The 18,317-nt window shown below is 63.8% G+C and carries 11 protein-coding genes; 6 read left to right on the top strand and 5 right to left on the bottom strand.

The genetic code is table 11. The annotated features are described in order from the left end of the window. From A3AI_RS46075 to A3AI_RS0108575, 3 genes are all read right to left on the bottom strand, one after another. Positions 1–166 (bottom strand): helix-turn-helix domain-containing protein (locus A3AI_RS46075; protein WP_156927678.1); only part of this gene is annotated, 166 nt, incomplete at its 3' end. Between the two features lie 292 nt (positions 167–458). Next, on the bottom strand, positions 459–3,836 hold the full coding sequence (locus A3AI_RS0108580; protein ID WP_024515197.1) for an AAA family ATPase: 3,378 nt from the start codon (positions 3,834–3,836) through the stop codon (positions 459–461). Between the two features lie 172 nt (positions 3,837–4,008). Further along, on the bottom strand, positions 4,009–4,815 hold the full coding sequence (locus A3AI_RS0108575; protein ID WP_024515196.1) for an N-acyl homoserine lactonase family protein: 807 nt from the start codon (positions 4,813–4,815) through the stop codon (positions 4,009–4,011). 353 nt (positions 4,816–5,168) lie between these two features. On the opposite strand from A3AI_RS0108575, the gene A3AI_RS0108570 reads away from it, so the two are divergent. The 4 genes from A3AI_RS0108570 to A3AI_RS0108555 all read left to right on the top strand — a co-directional run bounded on the left by A3AI_RS0108570 (position 5,169) and on the right by A3AI_RS0108555 (position 11,600). Beyond that, the gene (locus tag A3AI_RS0108570) at positions 5,169–6,632 is read left to right on the top strand and encodes a caspase family protein (RefSeq protein ID WP_024515195.1); all 1,464 of its coding nucleotides are present in this window, start codon (positions 5,169–5,171) and stop codon (positions 6,630–6,632) included. 160 nt (positions 6,633–6,792) lie between these two features. Next, positions 6,793–7,452 (top strand): OmpA family protein, encoded by a 660-nt coding sequence (locus A3AI_RS0108565; RefSeq protein WP_036047626.1) that lies wholly within the window; start codon positions 6,793–6,795, stop codon positions 7,450–7,452. A 78-nt stretch (positions 7,453–7,530) separates the two neighbouring features. Continuing rightward, the gene (locus tag A3AI_RS0108560) at positions 7,531–8,451 is read left to right on the top strand and encodes an efflux RND transporter periplasmic adaptor subunit (RefSeq protein ID WP_024515193.1); all 921 of its coding nucleotides are present in this window, start codon (positions 7,531–7,533) and stop codon (positions 8,449–8,451) included. After that, on the top strand, positions 8,451–11,600 hold the full coding sequence (locus tag A3AI_RS0108555) for an efflux RND transporter permease subunit (protein ID WP_024515192.1): 3,150 nt from the start codon (positions 8,451–8,453) through the stop codon (positions 11,598–11,600). The genes A3AI_RS0108560 and A3AI_RS0108555 overlap by 1 nt, the downstream gene beginning before the upstream one ends. Positions 11,601–11,613: 13 nt before the next feature. On the opposite strand, the gene A3AI_RS0108550 is transcribed toward A3AI_RS0108555, so the two are convergent. Together A3AI_RS0108550 and A3AI_RS0108545 are read right to left on the bottom strand one after the other, a co-directional pair. Beyond that, positions 11,614–12,579, bottom strand: coding sequence for a DNA-methyltransferase (locus A3AI_RS0108550; protein WP_024515191.1), 966 nt, complete (start codon positions 12,577–12,579; stop codon positions 11,614–11,616). Between the two features lie 21 nt (positions 12,580–12,600). Then, positions 12,601–13,275 (bottom strand): Crp/Fnr family transcriptional regulator, encoded by a 675-nt coding sequence (locus A3AI_RS0108545; protein WP_024515190.1) that lies wholly within the window; start codon positions 13,273–13,275, stop codon positions 12,601–12,603. Between the two features lie 212 nt (positions 13,276–13,487). Between A3AI_RS0108545 and A3AI_RS0108540 the strand changes: the two genes are divergently transcribed. Then, a complete protein-coding gene (locus tag A3AI_RS0108540; protein ID WP_024515189.1) occupies positions 13,488–15,530 on the top strand; it encodes an AsmA family protein in 2,043 nt (680 codons plus the stop codon). A 307-nt stretch (positions 15,531–15,837) separates the two neighbouring features. Then, positions 15,838–18,294 (top strand): adenylate/guanylate cyclase domain-containing protein, encoded by a 2,457-nt coding sequence (locus tag A3AI_RS0108535; protein ID WP_024515188.1) that lies wholly within the window; start codon positions 15,838–15,840, stop codon positions 18,292–18,294. Positions 18,295–18,317: the final 23 nt, after the last annotated feature.

Below are 18,317 nucleotides of genomic sequence, written 5' to 3'. Positions count from 1 at the left end.
GGTCCTCAACGTCCTGGTCGGCCCGCCATCGCGCAAGCCATTTGTAGCCCGTATCGGGATGGATATTAAATCGCCGGCAGAGCTCCCGCCGATTCGCTTTTTCCTGCATCGCAAGTCGAACGAACTCCCGCCGCTGATCCATAACCGACACCTCTCGCCAGGGCATGGACTTGGCCTCCCACACTGCCAAATCCGTGCACTATGATGTGTCGGCTATGTCCCCGAACACCCGTCGGTCATGTCCCCGGGCTGAACACTCGACCGGGCGATCCAGCATTCCGCAAACGCCGGAGTTCTCGCTGAGAAGCCTCTGGAATACTGGATGCCCCGCTTCCGTGAGGTCTGACACCGAGAGAGCATGAAACAGCATTCTCGCGACGATATTCGTCCGAGCTCCAACGATGACCCTCGAGAAGTCGAGGGCGCAAGGAAGGCCGGGTGGCCGCTGCACCCGGGGGTCAATGAAGCTCGTCGAGCAAGGCCTCGGCCTGTCGCAGATCACTGGTGTCAAAACCTTGGCTGAACCAATCGTAGATCGGGGCGAGGAGGTCACGTGCTGTTTGCCGGTTGCCTTGATCCTTCAAAAGCCGCGCCATGCTCATCGCCGCACGCAATTCCCACGACTTTGCCTGCTGTGCTCGCGCAAGGGCCAGGGATTGCTCGAAATGGGCCCGTGCTTTGGTTACGTCCCGTTCTGGCGACCTGAGCACGATTTCACCGGCAACGCGATGAACCTCGGCCTCGCACCACCTTTCCTGGGTCGCTTGCATTGCCGTCATCGCATTGTCGATGCAGCGCCGCGCATCGTCAAATCGGCCTAAATTTGAATGGGCGATGGCCAACATGAACTCATGCTCCGGCGTGAATATTGTCGATCCCGCCGCGCGCCATAAGGCGATACCGGACGAGACCATCTCGACTGCCTTCGCTGCTTCTCCCGCAAGCGTGACGATATACCCTCGCCTTACTACCCCTTCCGCCTTTCGGAAGGGGGCGCCCTTCTCCTCCGCCAGGACGACAAGCTCATCGAGCAGCGCGTTTGCCCGCTCGTAGTTCCCGCAATAGGTATTGACGAGAATCGGGAAATTCAGCGTGAACATCAAGGTCGCCGCATGTCCGATCTGGCGCGCCTCCGTTAGCGCGCAATCCGCATCCTCGAGCGCCTCCTCGGGATAACCAAGCAGCCACAAGGCCATTGAACGAAAGCCCAAGCATGTAACCCGGAGGTCCTGGCCAAATCGCGTCATCAACCGCCTGTGTTCGGCGGGACTGTAAAGAGCGAGCGCTTCATTGTAGTGCGCTCGAGCCTGAACGAGGTTTCCCATCAGTGCGAGCGTACTGCCCATGGTGCGGTGTCCGACGATAAGGGGCACCGTCCCGTCCTTGTCGCCCAGCGCCAGAAAGCGCGCCGCGAGCTCTCGCGCAATGTCACCATCAAAGCTTATGAAGTTGACAATCCACTGACCAAAGAGAGCCGAGAGCAGCAACGAAGCATCGTCGGGAGATTCTCCCAGCCGTTCCGCCTGCTCGATCGATGTCTTCACCTGGGCTACGGCAGCCTTGGTTTCGGGCGCGCCGTATCCCTTGACATGCATGAGGGTATTCAACAGCGCGACTTGCCAGATGATCTGCTCGCGTCGCAGGTCGGCCGCGCTGGGCAAGGTCGCGATTTGCGCCAGAGCCTGGCTAAGCTGCTCCGCGGCCTCGATCAGCGCTGAAAGCTCCTGCGACCGCTGTCCGGCCTTGCCCCACAGGCGCGCCGACTTCTCGATCAGGTCGGCCTTGGTGTAGTGACGCGCCAGCAACTCGGGCTGACCCTCGGCAATTTCGGCGAACTGACTTTCGAGGATGTCGGCGATGCGCGCGTGGAGCACGCGCCTCGGATCCCGCAACAGCGTACTGTAGGCTACGTCCTGCACCAGCGCATGCTTGAACAGGTAGCTTGCATGCGGCGGGGTGCCCTGTCGAAACAGCAGACCTGCTGCAATGAGTCGATCGAGGTCGGCATGCAATTCCGCCTCCGGCTTTCGCACGACCGCAGCCAGCAACATGTGGGGAAATTCGCGCCCGATCGCCGCACCGATCTGCGCCACCTCTTTCGCCGGACCGAGCCGGTCGAGCCGCGACATCAGCGAAGCCTGCAGGCTTGCCGGAACCGTCACGCCACGCGTCTTTTCTCCTGCGACAGCCAGCCGCGCTTTGCTCTCGCCTTCCGCATCCAGCACCGCCTTCGTCATCTCTTCGACGAACAGCGGAATGCCATCGGTGCGCTCGATGATATCCTGGCGGACGCCCGCCGGTAACGACCGGTTACCGGCGACTTCCTCGATGAGGGACTCGACGGCGCGCCGCGTCAGCCGATTGAGGGTCAGCGCTGTCACATGCGGCCGCCCGATCCAGGGCGGGCTGAATTCCGGCCTGAAAGTAACAAGTATCAAGAGCCGACGGCTGGCCGCCAGATCCATTACCCGGGAGAACAATTCGAGGCTGGTTGGATCGACCCAGTGCGCGTCCTCCAAAATGATCAGGACGGGATTGGCTCGTGCAAGCGACTCGAGCTGCGAACAAAGCGCCTGCAGCGTTTTCTGACGACGAAGCTGAGGCTCAACTTCGACCGGAGGATAGCGTCCGTCGTGAGGAAGCGAGAGCAACTCGGCAATCAGCGACGCGTCCTCCGGCGAAGTTGAGCTGAGCCTCAGGAGCACATCGAGCTTGTCCAATTTGGTTTGCGGGCTGTCATCATCTTCCAACCCGGCGGCGCGCATCAGCTGGTTGATGATCGGATAGAGCGCGCTGTCGGTATGCTGCGGCGAACAGACGTAGCGCAGGCGCACGTGCGGCTCCCGGGCGAGCTCTTCCAACAGCGCGAAAGTGAGCCGTGACTTGCCGATGCCGGCCTCACCGGAGAGCAATACCACCTGACCTTCGCCGCTCTTGGCGCGTGACCAGCGTCGCAGCAGCAACTCCAGCTCTTCATCTCGCCCGACCAGGGGTGTCAGGCCCCCCGCGTGCAACGCCTCAAAGCGGCTCGCTGCTGAGCTTGGTCGCAGCGCCGCCCATGCGCGCAACTCACCATGGAGGCCCTTGATGTCCTTTGTTCCGAGGTCCTCCAGCTCGAACAGATTTCCGAGAAGCTTCCGTGTTCCGTCCGCAATGACCACCACATTGGGTGGCGCCATCGCTTCCAGCCGCGCAGCCAGATTAGGGGTCTCACCGACAATGCCGCGTTCCTGAGCTTCGCCCGACCCGATCATGTCTCCGACGATCACCACTCCGGTCGCTATGCCGACACGGATTTGCAGCAGAACCGGAGCCTTGAGCGCAGATATCGCCGCGATCAACTCCAGCCCGGCCCGTACCGCGCGCTCAGGATCATCCTCGTGAGCCTCGGGATAGCCGAAATATGCCAGCGCGCCGTCACCCATATATTTGGCGACGAAACCATCGAACCGTCGCACGGTATCGGCGACGCATCTCTGATACGCCGAGATGATGTCCCGTAGATCTTCCGGGTCCATGCGGGCGGAGAGCGCCGTCGAGCCAACAAGATCGCAAAACATCACGGTAACCTGGCGGCGCTCGGCGAAATCCGGCGGACGCGCCGCGCTGGCCGCGGCAGCCGGCCGGCTGTCCTCAGGCGCAGGTCTTTCCGGGTTTTTCAGCTCCGCGATCGCCCGCAGCAGCCTGCGGCGATGGCCAAGCGACAGCACGCCGATCTTTTCGAGATCGGATTCGTCCAGATCACGCAGAATCAAAAAATCAATATCGTTCTCGGCGAAGCAGCGTATGTACTGCTGAAAGCCAAGACCTATGAGCCAGTCCGCAATGTCCGGCATCGCGGCCTCCAAACGCTCAACTTGTCAGCTAACGAACTCGGAAGCGAAAATTCCAACTGTATCCTGATGAGTTCCGCATCGCATCTCATTCATTGGGTCTTGGTTGCTGACCTATCGGGTCGGGATCAATAGGCTCGCAGATTCCTCGGCTTGCCGCAGGCACGACGACCAACTACTTCACAAACGAGCGCGATGGCACCGCGTGCAGGGCAAACGCATCGACCTTGTCGCTCGCCCGCGGATAGATTTCCGCCACAATCGGATCGTGCCCTGGGATGAAACGGTCGGGATGGCCGGCCAGCCGCTCCACGGTCTCCCAGCCCGCCGCCATGTCGCCGACATTGTAGACGATCGGAAACGGGCTGCGGCGTTGCAGATTGGCGTAGTAATGCGCGGCGTCGGAGGCAAGCACCACGGGGCCGCGCGCGGTTTCGACCCTGACCACCTGCAAACCATCCGAATGGCCGCCGACACGATGCACGGTGACGCCGGGCGCGACCTCGCCATCACCGGAATGGAAGGTGACGCGTTCGCCATAGACATGGCGAACCATCTGCGTCACGTGCTCCACGGTGAAGGGATGACGCAACAGACCGTTGCACATGCAGCGGCCCGTCGCATAGGCCATCTCGCGCTCCTGTAGATGGAAGCGGGCATTGGGAAAGCGGTCGAGATTGCCTGCATGATCGTAATGCAGATGGGTGACGATGATATCGCGGATGTCACCGGCCGCGACGCCAAAGCGTGCCAGCGCATCGACCGGATTGAGCGTGAGCTTGCGGGCGCGCAGCTCCGCCTCTTCGGCATTGAAGCCGGTGTCAACCAGGATATCGCGCCCCTGCCCGCGCACCAGCCAGACAAAATAGTCCAGCGCCTGTGCCGTGGTCTCGTGCGGATCGGGTGACAGGAAGTTCATGTGCGGCGTGCGCGGCGACATGGTCGCATAGCGCAGGGCATAGATCTCGTAGGCGTTTCCCATTGTTTTTATCCTGCGAAGGGAGTGGCGACACCAAGCCACCGCTCGCGCGAAAGGTCAAATCGCGCGATTCGTCGCAGGGCTTGTCACCGACTTGACGCAGACCCGTCGCAATGTGAGCCCAATCACATTATTACTCCCGTCGGGAACTTAAGGATTTGGTGGCGGCCAAGCTTCCCGAAGCGACCGGCGGTGGGCGCCGTCGCACTGTTTGCCGCGCGCCGCGCAGCAGCAATTGCTGCGAGTCTCCAAGTGGTTGACGGGTGGGAGGGGCGGTTTGATAATGCCCTATGCGTAGAGTAAGGTCGCTGGGGCGCAAGCTGGTATCGGCGCCATTTTCGCTGGACCGCTAAGTGATGAAGATTTGCCTCGCAATATTGCTTGCCCTGATTGTCTCGGTCGCCTCGATCGTTCCATCGTCCGCCGCCGGTGATCGTTATGCCCTTGTCATCGGCAACGCCAAATATCCCGACGCCGACACGCCGCTGAAGGAACCCGTCAACGACGCCCGTGACGTCGCTGACGAGCTCAAGCGGGACGGATTCAAGGTCGATATCGGCGAGAACCTCAACGGCGACGGCATGCGACGCGCCTTCGACCGGCTCTATGCCAAGATCAAACCCGGCGATGTGGTGCTCCTGTTCTTCAGCGGTTATGGCATCCAGTCCAACCGCCAGAGCTACATGATGCCGATCGACGCCCAGCTCTGGCAGGAGTCCGACGTCCGCCGTGACGGCTTCAGTCTCGAAGCCGTGCTGGGCGAGATCAATAACCGCGGCGCGGGCGTCAAGATCGCGCTGCTCGATGCTTCCAGGCGCAACCCTTACGAGCGGCGCTTCCGCAGCTTCTCCGCCGGGCTCGCGCCGGTCGTCGCGCCCAATGGTACGCTGGTGATGTATTCGGCGGCGCTGTCGTCGGTGATATCAGACAATGGCGGCGACCACAGCCTGTTCGTCCAGGAGCTCTTGAAGGAGATCCGCGTCCCCGACCTGATGGCCGAGGAGACGCTGAACAAGACGCGTATCGGCGTCAGCCGCGCCTCGCGCCAGGAGCAGATTCCCTGGATTTCCTCGTCGCTGTCCGAGGACTTTTCCTTTGTCCCGGGAGCCGGCGGACCGCGCCCGCCGGGCCCGGTCGCGACACTCCCCTCACCCCAGACGCCGGCGTCCCCGCCGCCCGCCCCTGCGCCCAGTTCGACGGCGGTCGTCAACCTACCGCCACCTCCGCCGCCGCCGAAGGTCGAGATACCGGCGCCACCTGCCCCGGCGACGCCGCCCGCGGCGACCGACAGCCAGCCGGCGCAGCCGACCCAGGTGGCGCTCGCCGACGATCCCACCATCAAGAGCCTGACCGCCAAGATCGACGCCAATCCTGACGACGTCAACGCGCTGTACCGGCGCGGGCAGGTCTATGCCAGCAAGGGGGCTTATAACCTCGCGATCAAGGATTTCGACGACTCGATCCGGCTGAACCCGAAGGACGTCGAGGCGCTCAACAACCGCTGCTGGGCCCGCTCGGTCGTCGGCGATCTGCAATCGGCGCTGAAGGATTGCAACGAGGCGCTGCGCCTGCGCCCGAATTTCGTCGACGCCCTGGACAGTCGCGGCCTCGTCAATCTCAAGGCTGGCTTGAACAAGAACGCCATTGCGGATTTCGACGCGGCGCTGAAGATCAATCCGCGGCTGACCTCCTCGCTCTACGGGCGCGGCCTTGCCAAGCAGCGGAATGGGTCGATTTCCGAGGGCAATGTCGATATAGCCAATGCCAAGGCCATGGACCCCAATATCGCGCAGGAATACGAGGGTTACGGGGTTCGCTGACGCAATATATTCGAGCAGGCGGGCAGACGCTCACGCGCGAACCGATCCGTGCCGCAGGCGACATAATAATAGGATAATAGGCGGCTGGGACCGGCGATTGGGCCGCCTTTCTTCCGAAAATGATTTGGAACCGTGCTGCACGGCGCAGGAGGGACTGGCAATGTTAGGGGTGTCGGGAAAACGTTTCAGCGTGCTGCTTTCTGCCGTGGCCATCGGCGCTGTATTCCTGTTTGGGCTCGCGCAGGCGCGGGCCGGCGACGACAATGTCACCGAGGATCAGATCGTTCGCGCGCTAGCCGCGCCCAAGAAGCCCTTGACCCGTGGATTATCGATTGGCCGGCAGGCCGACCCGGCCGCGACCGAGGCCGAAGGCAAGTTCGTCCAGAGCATCCGCGGCCGCGCCACGCGCTCGCTGTCCACGGCCGAACGCGAGGAGATCGCCACCATCGCCAAGGACAAGCCGAATATCGATCTCGAGATCACCTTCGACTACAATTCCGCCAACATCAGCGCCAAATCTTTGCCCTCGGTACAGGCGCTCGGCCGCGCGCTGACCAATCCCGACCTGAAGGGCTCGACCTTCATCGTCGCCGGCCACACCGACGCCGCGGGCGGCGAAGGCTACAACCAGGATCTGTCGGAACGGCGCGCCGACGCCATCAAGCGCTATCTGATGCAAAGCTACGGCATCGCGCCCGCTGACCTCGTCACCGTCGGCTATGGCAAGAGCAAGCTGAAGGATCCGAACCAGCCGCTCGCCGAGGTGAACCGTCGCGTGCAGGTGGTCAACATGGAAAACAAGGCGACCGCGTCGAAGTGACCGGCGCGTCGCTATTCTGACGCTCAAGACGCGTCCCGCAGGGTTGCGGGACGCGCATTTGTCTGGATTGATCTGACGATGAAGCTTACCGAGTACGTAAAGCCCGCTGGCGGCGTGGTGTTCTTCGCTGCGTTGATCGGGTTCTATTATTGGTTCGAACATCGTCCGCGTCCCGTGGAGACGGAGAAGCTGCGCGAAGCGCAGGTGGTGGTGACCAAGTCCACCAATGGCTGCTTCTCCGACCAGGTGCGCGTGACCGGCCATCTCGTTCCGCGCCGCGAAGCGGTGGTGGGAGTCGACCAGGAAGGCTCCAAGGTCACCGACCTCTTTGTCCGCGAAGGCGATCTCGTCACCGACAACCAGGAACTCGCGCGACTGTCGGCGCCGCCGCAACAACCCGGCGCCCCGGCCGGGCGCTCCGGCCCGATCTCGCTGCGCGCCCCAGGCCCCGGCCTCGTCACCGAGGTGAGGACCGCGGTCGGCGCACCGGCCTCGCCCCAGGCCGGCCCGATGTTTCGCATCTCGATCAACAACGACATCGAGCTCGATGCCGAGGTGCCCGCGGTTCATCTGCCCAAGCTCAATCCCGGCGCGCCTGCGCGCGTGAGCCGTGACGATGCCCCTGACATGGTCGGGCGGGTCAGGCTGATCTCGCCGGAGATCGACCGCGCCACCCAGCTCGGCCATGTCAGGATCGCGCTCACCAACAATCCGACCCTGAAGATCGGCATGTTCGCCCGCGCCAGCATCGACGCCAAGCGCAGCTGCGGCGTCTCGATTCCGAACAGCGCCATCGATCATTTGACCGTCCAGGTGGTCAAGGCGAACACCATCGAGACGCGCAAGGTGCATATCGGGCTGGTCACCGACACCGATACCGAAATCACCGACGGGCTCGAAGTCGGCGAAATCGTCGTGGCCGACGCCGGCAGCTCGCTGCATGATGGCGACCAGGTGAAGACCGTCTTCGCCGAAGAACTCGACCGACAGGTACGCTGATGGCACTCAATATCTCGGCATGGTCGATCCGCAACCCGCTTCCGCCGGTCGTCTTCTCGATCATCCTGCTGGTGCTCGGCTGGCTCAGCTTCACCAAGCTCGCGGTCACGCACCTGCCCTCTGCCGACATCCCCGTGATCTCTGTTGCGGTCGCGCAATTCGGCGCAGCGCCTGTCGAGCTTGAATCCCAGGTCACCAAGGTCATCGAGGACGGCGTCTCCGGCGTCGAAGGGGTGCGGCACATCTCGTCCTCGATCACCGACGGCTTGTCAGTGACCACGATCGCCTTCGCGCTCGAGACCAACACCGATCGGGCGCTCAACGACGTCAAGGACGCGGTCACCCGCGTGCGCTCCAATCTGCCGCAGAACGTGACGGAGCCGTTGATCCAGCGCGTCGACGTGATCGGGCTGCCGATCGTCACCTATGCCGCGATCTCGCCCGGCAAGACGCCGGAGCAGCTGTCCTATTTCGTCGATGATGTCGTCAAGCGCGCGCTGCAGGGCGTGCGCGGCGTCGCGGAGGTGGAGCGCATCGGCGGCGTCGACCGCGAGATCCTGGTTTCGCTCGATCCCGACCGGCTGCAGGCCGCGGGGCTCACGGCCGTCAATGTCAGCCAGAGCCTGCGCGGCACCAACGTCGATCTCGCCGGCGGACGCGCCGAGATCGGCACCAACGACCAGGCAATCCGCACGCTCGCCGGCGCCAAGTCGCTGAACGACCTCCGAGGCACCATGATTCCGCTGTTCGGCGGCGGCACGATGCGGCTGGGCGATCTCGGCACTGTCACCGACACCATCGCCGACCGCCGCACTTTCGCCCGGTTCAATGGCGAGCCCGTGGTGGCCCTCGGCATCAAGCGTGCGAAGGGCGCAAGCGATGTCGTGGTCGCGGCCGCGGTGCAGAAGCGTATCGACGAGCTCAAGGGCGAGCATCCCGATGTCGACCTCAAGCTGATCGACACCTCGGTCGACTTCACCAAGGGAAACTACGAAGCGGCAATCTCGACCTTGTTCGAGGGCGCGATCCTCGCGGTGATCATCGTGATGCTGTTCCTGCGCGACATCCGCGCCACGCTGATTGCCGCGATCTCGCTGCCACTGTCGATCTTTCCCGCGTTCTGGGCGATGGATATCCTCGGCTTCTCGCTGAACCTGGTGTCGTTCCTCGCCATCACGCTGTCGACAGGTATCCTGGTTGACGACGCCATCGTCGAAATCGAGAACATCGTGCGCCACATGAACATGGGCAAGACGCCCTATCGTGCCGCGCTCGATGCCGCCGACGAGATCGGCCTTGCCGTCATAGCGATCAGCTTCACCATTATCGCAATCTTCGCGCCTGCAAGCTTCATGCCCGGCATCGCCGGACAGTTCTTCAAGCAGTTCGGCATCACGGTGTCGGTGCAGGTGTTCTTCTCGCTGCTCGCCGCGCGCTTCGTGACACCGATGCTTGCGGCCTATTTCCTCAAGCACCACTCTCATGGGGAGCCGCCGGCGGGACGGATCCTCAACACCTATCACCGCGTGGTCGCCTGGTCGGTGAAGCACCACTACATCACCGTGCTGATCGGCATCGGCATCTTCGCCGCCTCGATCTGGAGCATCACGTTGCTGCCGCAGAGCTTTCTGCCGGCGCAGGATTCGTCGCGCTCCTGGCTAGGGCTGGAGCTGCCGCCCGGCACCCAGCTCGAATACACCGAGAAGGTGACCGAGGATATCGTCGCGCGCCTGCGCAAGCGGCCGGAGATCAGAAGCGTATTCGTCGATGGCGGACGCTCGCCGCAGGGCGCGGAGGAAGTACGCCGCGCCACCCTCATCATCAACTATACGCCCAAGAACCAGCGCAAGATCACCCAGCGCGAACTCGAACTGGCCATTGGCCGCGAGCTCGACAACATCCCCGACATTCGCTTCTGGTTCCTTGACGACCAGGGCAACCGCGCGATCTCGCTGACCGTGCTCGGCGCCGACAGCAATATCGTGAATAATGTCGCGAGCGAACTCGCGACGCAGATGAAGCGCATTCCGCTGGTTGCCAATGTCGTGTCCGAAACCGCACTGGACCGGCCCGAGTTACGCATCCGGCCGCGCCTCGACCTGGCGGCACGGCTGGGCGTCTCCACCGAGAGCCTGTCGCAGACCATTCGCGTCGCGACCATCGGCGATGTGGGTCCTGCGCTCGCCAAATACGACGCCGGCAACCGGCTGGTGCCCATTCGGGCGCAGCTCGAGGATTCCGCGCGCGCTGACTTGAAGACGCTGGAGCAGTTGCGAGTGCCGCTCGGCGAACATGGCGAGAAGGGCGGCGTGCCGCTGTCGGTAGTCGCCGACATCAAGCTCGACCAGGGCCCGACCAGCATCAGCCGCTTTGATCGGCAGCGCCAGGCCACCGTCGCCGCCGATCTCGCGGGCACCGCGGCTTCCGGCGAGGCGATGGCGCAGATCGACAATCTGCCGGTCATGCGGAGCCTTCCCACCGGCGTCAAGGTGACCGAAGGGCAGGATGCGGAAGCCATGAAGGAGCTGCAAGACGGCTTCTCCAGCGCGATGGCCACCGGCCTGATGATGGTCTATGCGGTGCTGGTGCTGTTGTTCGGCACCTTCCTGCAGCCGATCACCATCCTGTTCTCGTTGCCGCTCTCGATCGGCGGCGCCATCGGCGCGCTGTGGCTCACCGGCAAGCAGCTCACCATCCCCGTCTATATCGGCATCCTGATGTTGATGGGCATCGTGACCAAGAACGCCATCATGCTGGTGGAGTTCGCGCTCGAATCGATCCATGCCGGCAGACCGCGCGAGGAAGCGATGATCGACGCCGGCTTGAAGCGCGCGCGTCCAATCGTGATGACCACCGTCGCCATGGTCGCCGGCATGACGCCGAGCGCACTCGCGGTCGGCGCCGGCGGCGAATTCCGCTCGCCAATGGCGCTCGCCGTGATCGGCGGCCTGATCTTCTCGACCGTGCTGTCCCTGGTGTTCGTGCCGGCGATGTTCATGGTGATGGACGATCTCGGCTCGCTGATCTGGCGCTTGGGCAGGCGGCTCGTCGTCACCCACCACGATGACGCCGATCACACGACCGGCGGCACGCATGATACATCGCCGCACGCAGCCTCGTCCGACAAGCCAGCGGCCGCCGCGGAGTAGCGCATCGGGCGCATCACGGTGAGGCCGCAGCTTGTGAAGCCGTCCGGAACAGCGGATGCGCCGTCCAGTCGGCGGGGTCGATCAGCACATAATCCTTCGGCAGCAGGCCGCCGCCATCGATCTGGTCGAGGTGGCGGCGGAAATAGGTTGGGAACATCGAGTCCACATCCGCCGAGACCGAATGGCGCCGGGTTTCGATCGCGACCCGGCTGGTGACGCCGCTGCCGGCGAAAAAATCCAGCACCGTCGATTCCGGATACGAGAGCGCGCGGACGAGCCGCTCGATCAGCTGTTTCGGCTTCTGTGTCGGATGGCCGACGCGCTCACGGGAGTTGCCGTTGAGCCGCGGAATCCGCCAGACATTGGTCGGATTGATGCCCTTGTCGAGATTGTCAGGATTGAGCCGCTTGTCGCGTTTGTAACGCTCGAGCCTCAAGACATCGAGCTTGCTGCGCACCGCATCGAGATCGAAATAATATTTGGGCGATTTGGCGAACCAGGCGATCTCTTCATGGCGGTTGGCGAAGAAGCGGTGCGCGCCGAGGCCGTTCGGATAGTTCCAGATGATAAGATTGGCGAGCCGCATGTTCGCGTGCGCGCGCATCCAACCGATCAGACTGACCAGGTCGCCGCTACCGGCCTCGCCCTGATATTGCAGGCCGCCGAAGATGACGAGATTGCCTGACGGCGCCAGCACGCGTTCGACCTCGGACAGCCATTGCCCGGCCCAGTCGACATACTGCGCGCGGTCGTCCCAGCTGGCGACATTGATGTTGTAGGGCGGATCGCAGACCACGAGCTGGATCGACCCGGACGGGAGGCCGCGCAGGAGCGTCAGGCAATCCATCACCGCGATGATGTGCGAGGTCGGCGCGGTGCTTGGCGCCATCGCAACATTCGCCGAGGAATGCTTGAGCCCCCGCTTCCGCAGGAGGTTCATCGCGATGTGGCGGGCGTTGTGATGCGACCTGTTTGGCATCTCAGGGCCCGCCAGGCGATGCTATTCGTTTCGCGCGATCGCGTGCAGCCGCTGCAGGTTCTGCAACAGGATGCGACCGCGCTGCAGGTCGAGGATGCCGTCCTTGCGCCAACTCTGCAGCTGGCGGTTGACGCTTTCGCGCGCGGCGCCGACGAAGATGCCGAGCTGCTCCTGCGAAATATGCACCTCCGAGCCGAAATCGGCAGCGAGCGCACAAAGCCTGCGCGCCAACCGCACCGGCAGAGGCTGCAGCACCGATTCCTCCATCCGCTCGCTCTGCCAGCGAATGCGCTGGCACAGAAGCGCGATGATCCTGATCGCGACCTTCGGTTCCCGTTCGAGGAAGTTCAGGAAATCCTCACGCCGCAGCACGAACAATTCGCTCGCCTCGCCTGCGGTCGCATCCGCCGTGCGGCTCTGGCCGTCCAGCACCGCGACCTCACCGAACAGGTCGCCCGGTCCCATGAAATTCAGGGTCAGTCGGCTGCCATCGGGCGCCCCGGTCTCGATCCGGATCTGACCCCGGCGTACGCCGAACAGGGCATCGCCCGAATCGCCCTTCTGGAACAGGACCGCACCGGCGTTGAGATGCTGGGTGTGGCAGAAATTGGAGAGCCGGGAGAGCTCGTCGGCCCCCAGATCCGCAAACATCGGATTCATTTTTAAAATGACCGCAAATTCGGCCTGTTTACTCATTGCAATGCCTTTGAATGTCGATGCGAGGACCTTAAATGCGTCCTGCGCCACGGAAGTGTGCCATAAGTCACATAAGTTTGCAGCACCCCGGATTATTTTTAACCTCTTTTGAGCAGCCCCTGCGTTTTGCAGGATAAGCTCGTAACGCACGGTCCGGGGGGATGGCTGCCCGGGCCTGACATGATGCCGTTTGCCCCGGTTGGAACGTCGACATGAGAGTCCTCAAAGTCGCAGGCGCTGCGATCGCCGCCATCGTTGTCGTGATCGCGCTGCTATTGGTGGTGGGAATACCCTCCGGCTTCGTCAACGCGAGCATCCGCGACCATGTCGAGCATGCGACCGGCTATCGCCTGACCGTCGATGGCACGACCAGGATCAGCCTATGGCCGCGGCTGAATGTCACGCTCAGCCGAATTACGCTGCAGGATCCGAAGGACCGCGACGGCGCGGGCCGTATCACCATCGGCAGCGTCGAGGCCGTCATGCCGCTGTCGAGCGCCTGGTCCGGCAAGCCTGCAATCAGCGAGCTGATCATTACCAGGCCTGTCGTCCATGTTCCGCTGTTGCGCAACCGCGAGGCCGTCCCAGCCACCAAGCCCGCCAAGCAAGCGGGCGAAGCGGAGGCCGTCGCCGTCGACCGCGTCAAGGTGACCAACGGCTCAATCATATTCTCCAACCCGCACGACCGGATCGAGAACCGCATCGACGGTATCGAGGTGGATGCCACGATCGGCGCCGACCAGAAGGTCAGGCTGACGGGCTCAGCGGGCACCGAGTCTTCGCCGCTGAAATTCGATATCACGGCGATCGCGCCGCGACCGCCGATCGAGCGGCAAAATATCCCCGTCGACATCAAGATCGACGCGCCGGAGCTGTTGCATGCGCCGCTGGCGGCCAAGGCGGAGCTGCGCCTCACCGGCACGGTGATCCGCTTCAACGGCGTCAGCGGCACGCTTGGCGACGGCAGTTTCAGCGGCTGGGCCTCGATCGACGCATCGAGCAAACCGCTGGTCAAGCTTGATCTCGACTTTCAGCGTTTCGATATCCCACTGCCCAAGACGCCACCCGGCGCACCCGTGCAGGCCTGGAGCAATGCGCCGTTTGACTTGACGGGCCTGAACTATATCGATGCGCAGGCGCGCGTCTCCGCTGCGCAACTCACCATTGGTCAGGCGCAATTTGCGCCGGCGGCAATCGACGCGACGCTGGCCGGCGGCGTGCTGAAAACCTCGGTCGAGAATCTCGGCGCCTATGGCGGACAGGCGAGCGGCGAGTTGATCGTCGATGCCACCGCTCCAAACCCGACTTTTGCGATGCATTGCGACCTCGTCAATGTCGGCGCGCTGCCGCTGCTGACCTCGCTTGCCGATTTCGACAAGATCGACGGGCGCCTGCAGGCCAAGGTCGTGGCACGCTCGGCCGGCAACAGCCGGCAGGCGATCATGTCCAATATGTCCGGCACAGTGTTCGCCAACTTCCAGGACGGTGCGATCCGCGGCATCAATGTGGCGCAGATGATCCGCAACCTTTCCGCCCAGACCTTGACGGGCTGGCAGGAGGACGCGACCAAGGAGCAGTCGACCGATCTCAGCCAGCTCTCGGCCTCCTTCCGCATCGACCGCGGCCAGGCCCAGACCACCGACCTCAGCCTGGTGGGACCGCTTGTCAAGGTGACCGGCGCCGGCACCATCGATCTCTCCACCAAGCAGATCGGCTTCCGTGTCGAGCCCAAGCTCGTGCTGACGACGCAGGGCCAGGGCCGCACCTCCGATCCCGTCGGCTTCGGCATTCCCGTGATGATCGAGGGTCCCTGGTCCCAGCCGCGCATTTACCCCGACGTAGCCGGGGTGTTGGACAATCCCGACGCCGCCTATGCCAAGCTGCGCGAGATGGGCAACGGCCTGTTCGGACCGAATAGCGGGCTGAACGGCATCCTTGGCGGTCTGGCCGGTGGCGGCCAGACCAGCGGCACGGGCGGGACTGGCGGCGCAGACACTAGCGGTGCAGGCAATCCGCTCAGCGGCCCGCTCGGCCAGACCCTGGGCAATATGATCCAACAAGGGCTTGGTGCGGCCCAGCAGGGCGGCGAGCGCGGGACGACGCGCCGCAGCCGGTCGATCCCGCCGATTGAGGGGACGCCGCCGCAACCCCCGCAGCCGGACGGCGGTTCGACCGAGGCCCCGGGCAACCAGCGGGACGGCCCGCAGGACAGCCAGCCCATGAATGATGTGCTGCGCCAATTGTTTAGCCGGTAGGCTCACGCCAATTCCCTGACCTTTCCGAGCCGTTATCCGGCTCATTCACCCGTCATCCTGCGATGCCGGAACCCGGCGCAGGCCTCGCCGATGAACGGCCCCGTAGCCGGGCCGTCGCCACTTGAGACGGCGCTTTCGCGGCCTCCTCAGGGTGACATGGTTCATACGATCGGGGCGCCCACGGTGCTAACCACACCGACGAGCCCTTCCGGCAGGTCCTCCCCGACTGTGCTAGAAGCGGATCGTCAGCGCGGCCCGTCCCTGGCAATGCCGTATCCTTGCGAGGGCAGGCGCACGAGGGTCTTGGATGATCGGCGTCAAACCGAAGGTCTGGTTTCTTCGCGAGGGTCTGTTTGTCAAATACGTGGTCTCCCTCGTCGGCCTCGTCTTGTTCGTGCTGGCGGTGAACGGCGCAATCGAGACCTTCATCAGCTATCGCGCCACCAAGGCTTCCCTGACCGCCGCAATGAGCGAGAAGGCGGAGGCGACCGCCAAGCACATCGACCAGTCGATCTCGGAGCTGGAGCGCCAGATCAGCTGGGTGACTCGCGCCAGCGTCAACACACTGGAGAAGCGTCGCAACGACTACACCCAGCTCATGAACCAGGTCGCCCCGGTGAGCCAGCTCATCTGGCTCGACGGTCAGGGCCGCGAGCTGCTGCGCCTGTCCCGGACCGAGGCCGTGTATTCCAGCGGCATCGACTTCTCGCACGACTTGCGCTTCGTCGAGACGACGGCGCGCGGCGTGAGCTTCACGCCCGCCACCTTCTCCGGCGACCGCCCCTCGATGTCGATCTCGGTCGCGCATTCCGGCTTCAACAACGGCATCACTATCGCCGACATCGATCTGCGCTTCCTCTCCGATTTCCTGGGGGATGCCCAGGTCGGCAAGGCGACCTTTGCGTATGTCGTCGACTCCCATGGCAAGGTGTTGGCCTCATCGAGCAAGGGCCCGGATGTCGGGCGCGACCTCTCCTCACTACCCCAGGTCGCCGCTTTGATCGCCCCCGACGGCAGCCCGCTCGCATCGGGCCGCGATGTCAACGGCGATTCGGTGCTGACTGCGTCCACAAGTTTGCCGAAGCTCGGCTGGGTCGTGTTCTTCGAGCAGCCGACCGCACTTGCGCTGGAACCGATCCGCGATCAGTTGGTGCGCGTGGCGCTGCTGCTCGGGCTCGGCCTGATGGTTGCGATCGCTGCCGGCATGGTGCTGGCGCGCCGCATGCTGGTGCCGATCACCGCACTCCGCACCGGCGCACGCAAGCTCGGCGCCGGGGACTTCAGCCATCGCATCGACGTCAACACCAAGGACGAACTGCAGGAGCTCGCAGGCCAGTTCAACAGCATGGCGGGCCAGCTGCAGGAGACCTATTCCGGCCTCGAAACCAAGGTCGAGGAGCGCACGCGCGATCTCGCGCGTTCGATCAACGAGCTCAAGGTGCTGGAGGAGGTCGGCCGCGCGGTGGCGTCCTCGCTCGATCTTGACGCCGTGCTGCCGACGGTTGCGGCGCGCGCGCTCGAGATCACCCATGCCGATGCGGTGCTGATCTATGGCTACGACGCAGCGAAGCGCCAATTCACGCTGGTGGAAGCGAGCGGCATCGACAAATCGGTCGAGGGTGAGCATCTCACCGTCGATGGCGGCCTCAATATCCTCGCCCAAGCCGCCGAGAAGGGCGAGCCGATCGAAGTGCCCGATCTCGCCGCGGCCGGCGACCATCCCTTGCACGACATAGCGATCGCGGCCGGCTTCCATGCGGTGCTGGTAGTGCCGCTGGTCGACCAGCAGGGCGCGCTCGGCGCGCTGGTCGTGCTGCGAAGCAAAGCCGGAGAGTTCGCGCCTAATCTGATCGGACTGATGCGCACCTTCGGCCATCAGGCGGCGCTCGCGATGCGCAATGCGCGGCTGTTTACGGAGGTCGACCACAAGGGGCGCGAGCTTGCCTCTGCGCACACCACCGTGCAGCAGCAGGCGGCGAAGCTGCAGGAGCAGACCGACGAGCTGCGCAACTTCAACCGCTCGCTGGAGGATCGCGTCGAGAAGCAGCTCGCCGAGATCGAGCGCATCAGGAAGCTCGAGCGCTTCCTCGCACCGCAGGTGGCGCAACTGATCGCCTCCTCCGACGGCCACGATACGCTGCTGCAGAGTCATCGCCGCGAGGTGACGGTGGTGTTCTGCGATCTGCGCGGCTTCACTGCGTTCACCGAGGCCACGGAGCCGGAGGAGGCGATGAACGTGCTGCGCGAATATCACGCAGCGCTCGGCGAATTGATCTTCAAATATGAGGGCACGCTCGACCGCTATGCCGGCGACGGCGTGATGATCATGTTCAACGCGCCGATCCAGTTGGAGGACCACACCAAGCGTGCGGTGAAGATGGCGGTCGAGATGCGCGAGGTGATCGGCGAACTGACGCAGCGCTGGCGCAACCGTGGACACAGTCTCGGTTTCGGCGTGGGCATCGCGCTCGGCTATGCGACGCTCGGCCAGGTCGGCTTCGAACACCGCCTGGAATACGCCGCCATCGGCAGCGTCACCAACCTCGCCTCCCGCCTCTGTGGCGAAGCCAAGGCCGGCCAGGTCGTGGTGAGCCGACGCGTCTACGGCATGGTCGAACAATGGGTCGACGCCGCGCCAATGGATGATCTGCAGCTGAAGGGCTTCAACCATCCCGTGCTGGCGATGGAGATTTTGCGCTGGCGCGAGGAGGTGGACAAGGTGGTCGATGCGACGGCAGCGGCGGTCGCGCGGCGAAGGAAGTAGCGACGCGCGGAGGAAGCAGCCCC

Source organism: Bradyrhizobium sp. Tv2a-2, from assembly GCF_000472425.1.
Taxonomy (GTDB): Bacteria; Pseudomonadota; Alphaproteobacteria; order Rhizobiales; family Xanthobacteraceae; genus Bradyrhizobium.
This window is presented reverse-complemented; position numbering and strand designations above follow the sequence as displayed.

Coding starts and splice junctions, on each gene's coding strand:
- A3AI_RS0108540 (WP_024515189.1), top strand. CDS start 13,488: ATGAGAGTCCTCAAAGTCGCAGGCGCTGCGATCGCCGCCATCGTTGTC.
- A3AI_RS0108560 (WP_024515193.1), top strand. CDS start 7,531: ATGAAGCTTACCGAGTACGTAAAGCCCGCTGGCGGCGTGGTGTTCTTC.
- A3AI_RS0108550 (WP_024515191.1), bottom strand. CDS start 12,579: ATGCCAAACAGGTCGCATCACAACGCCCGCCACATCGCGATGAACCTC.
- A3AI_RS0108535 (WP_024515188.1), top strand. CDS start 15,838: ATGATCGGCGTCAAACCGAAGGTCTGGTTTCTTCGCGAGGGTCTGTTT.
- A3AI_RS0108555 (WP_024515192.1), top strand. CDS start 8,451: ATGGCACTCAATATCTCGGCATGGTCGATCCGCAACCCGCTTCCGCCG.
- A3AI_RS0108565 (WP_036047626.1), top strand. CDS start 6,793: ATGTTAGGGGTGTCGGGAAAACGTTTCAGCGTGCTGCTTTCTGCCGTG.
- A3AI_RS0108570 (WP_024515195.1), top strand. CDS start 5,169: ATGAAGATTTGCCTCGCAATATTGCTTGCCCTGATTGTCTCGGTCGCC.
- A3AI_RS0108575 (WP_024515196.1), bottom strand. CDS start 4,815: ATGGGAAACGCCTACGAGATCTATGCCCTGCGCTATGCGACCATGTCG.
- A3AI_RS0108545 (WP_024515190.1), bottom strand. CDS start 13,275: ATGAGTAAACAGGCCGAATTTGCGGTCATTTTAAAAATGAATCCGATG.
- A3AI_RS0108580 (WP_024515197.1), bottom strand. CDS start 3,836: ATGCCGGACATTGCGGACTGGCTCATAGGTCTTGGCTTTCAGCAGTAC.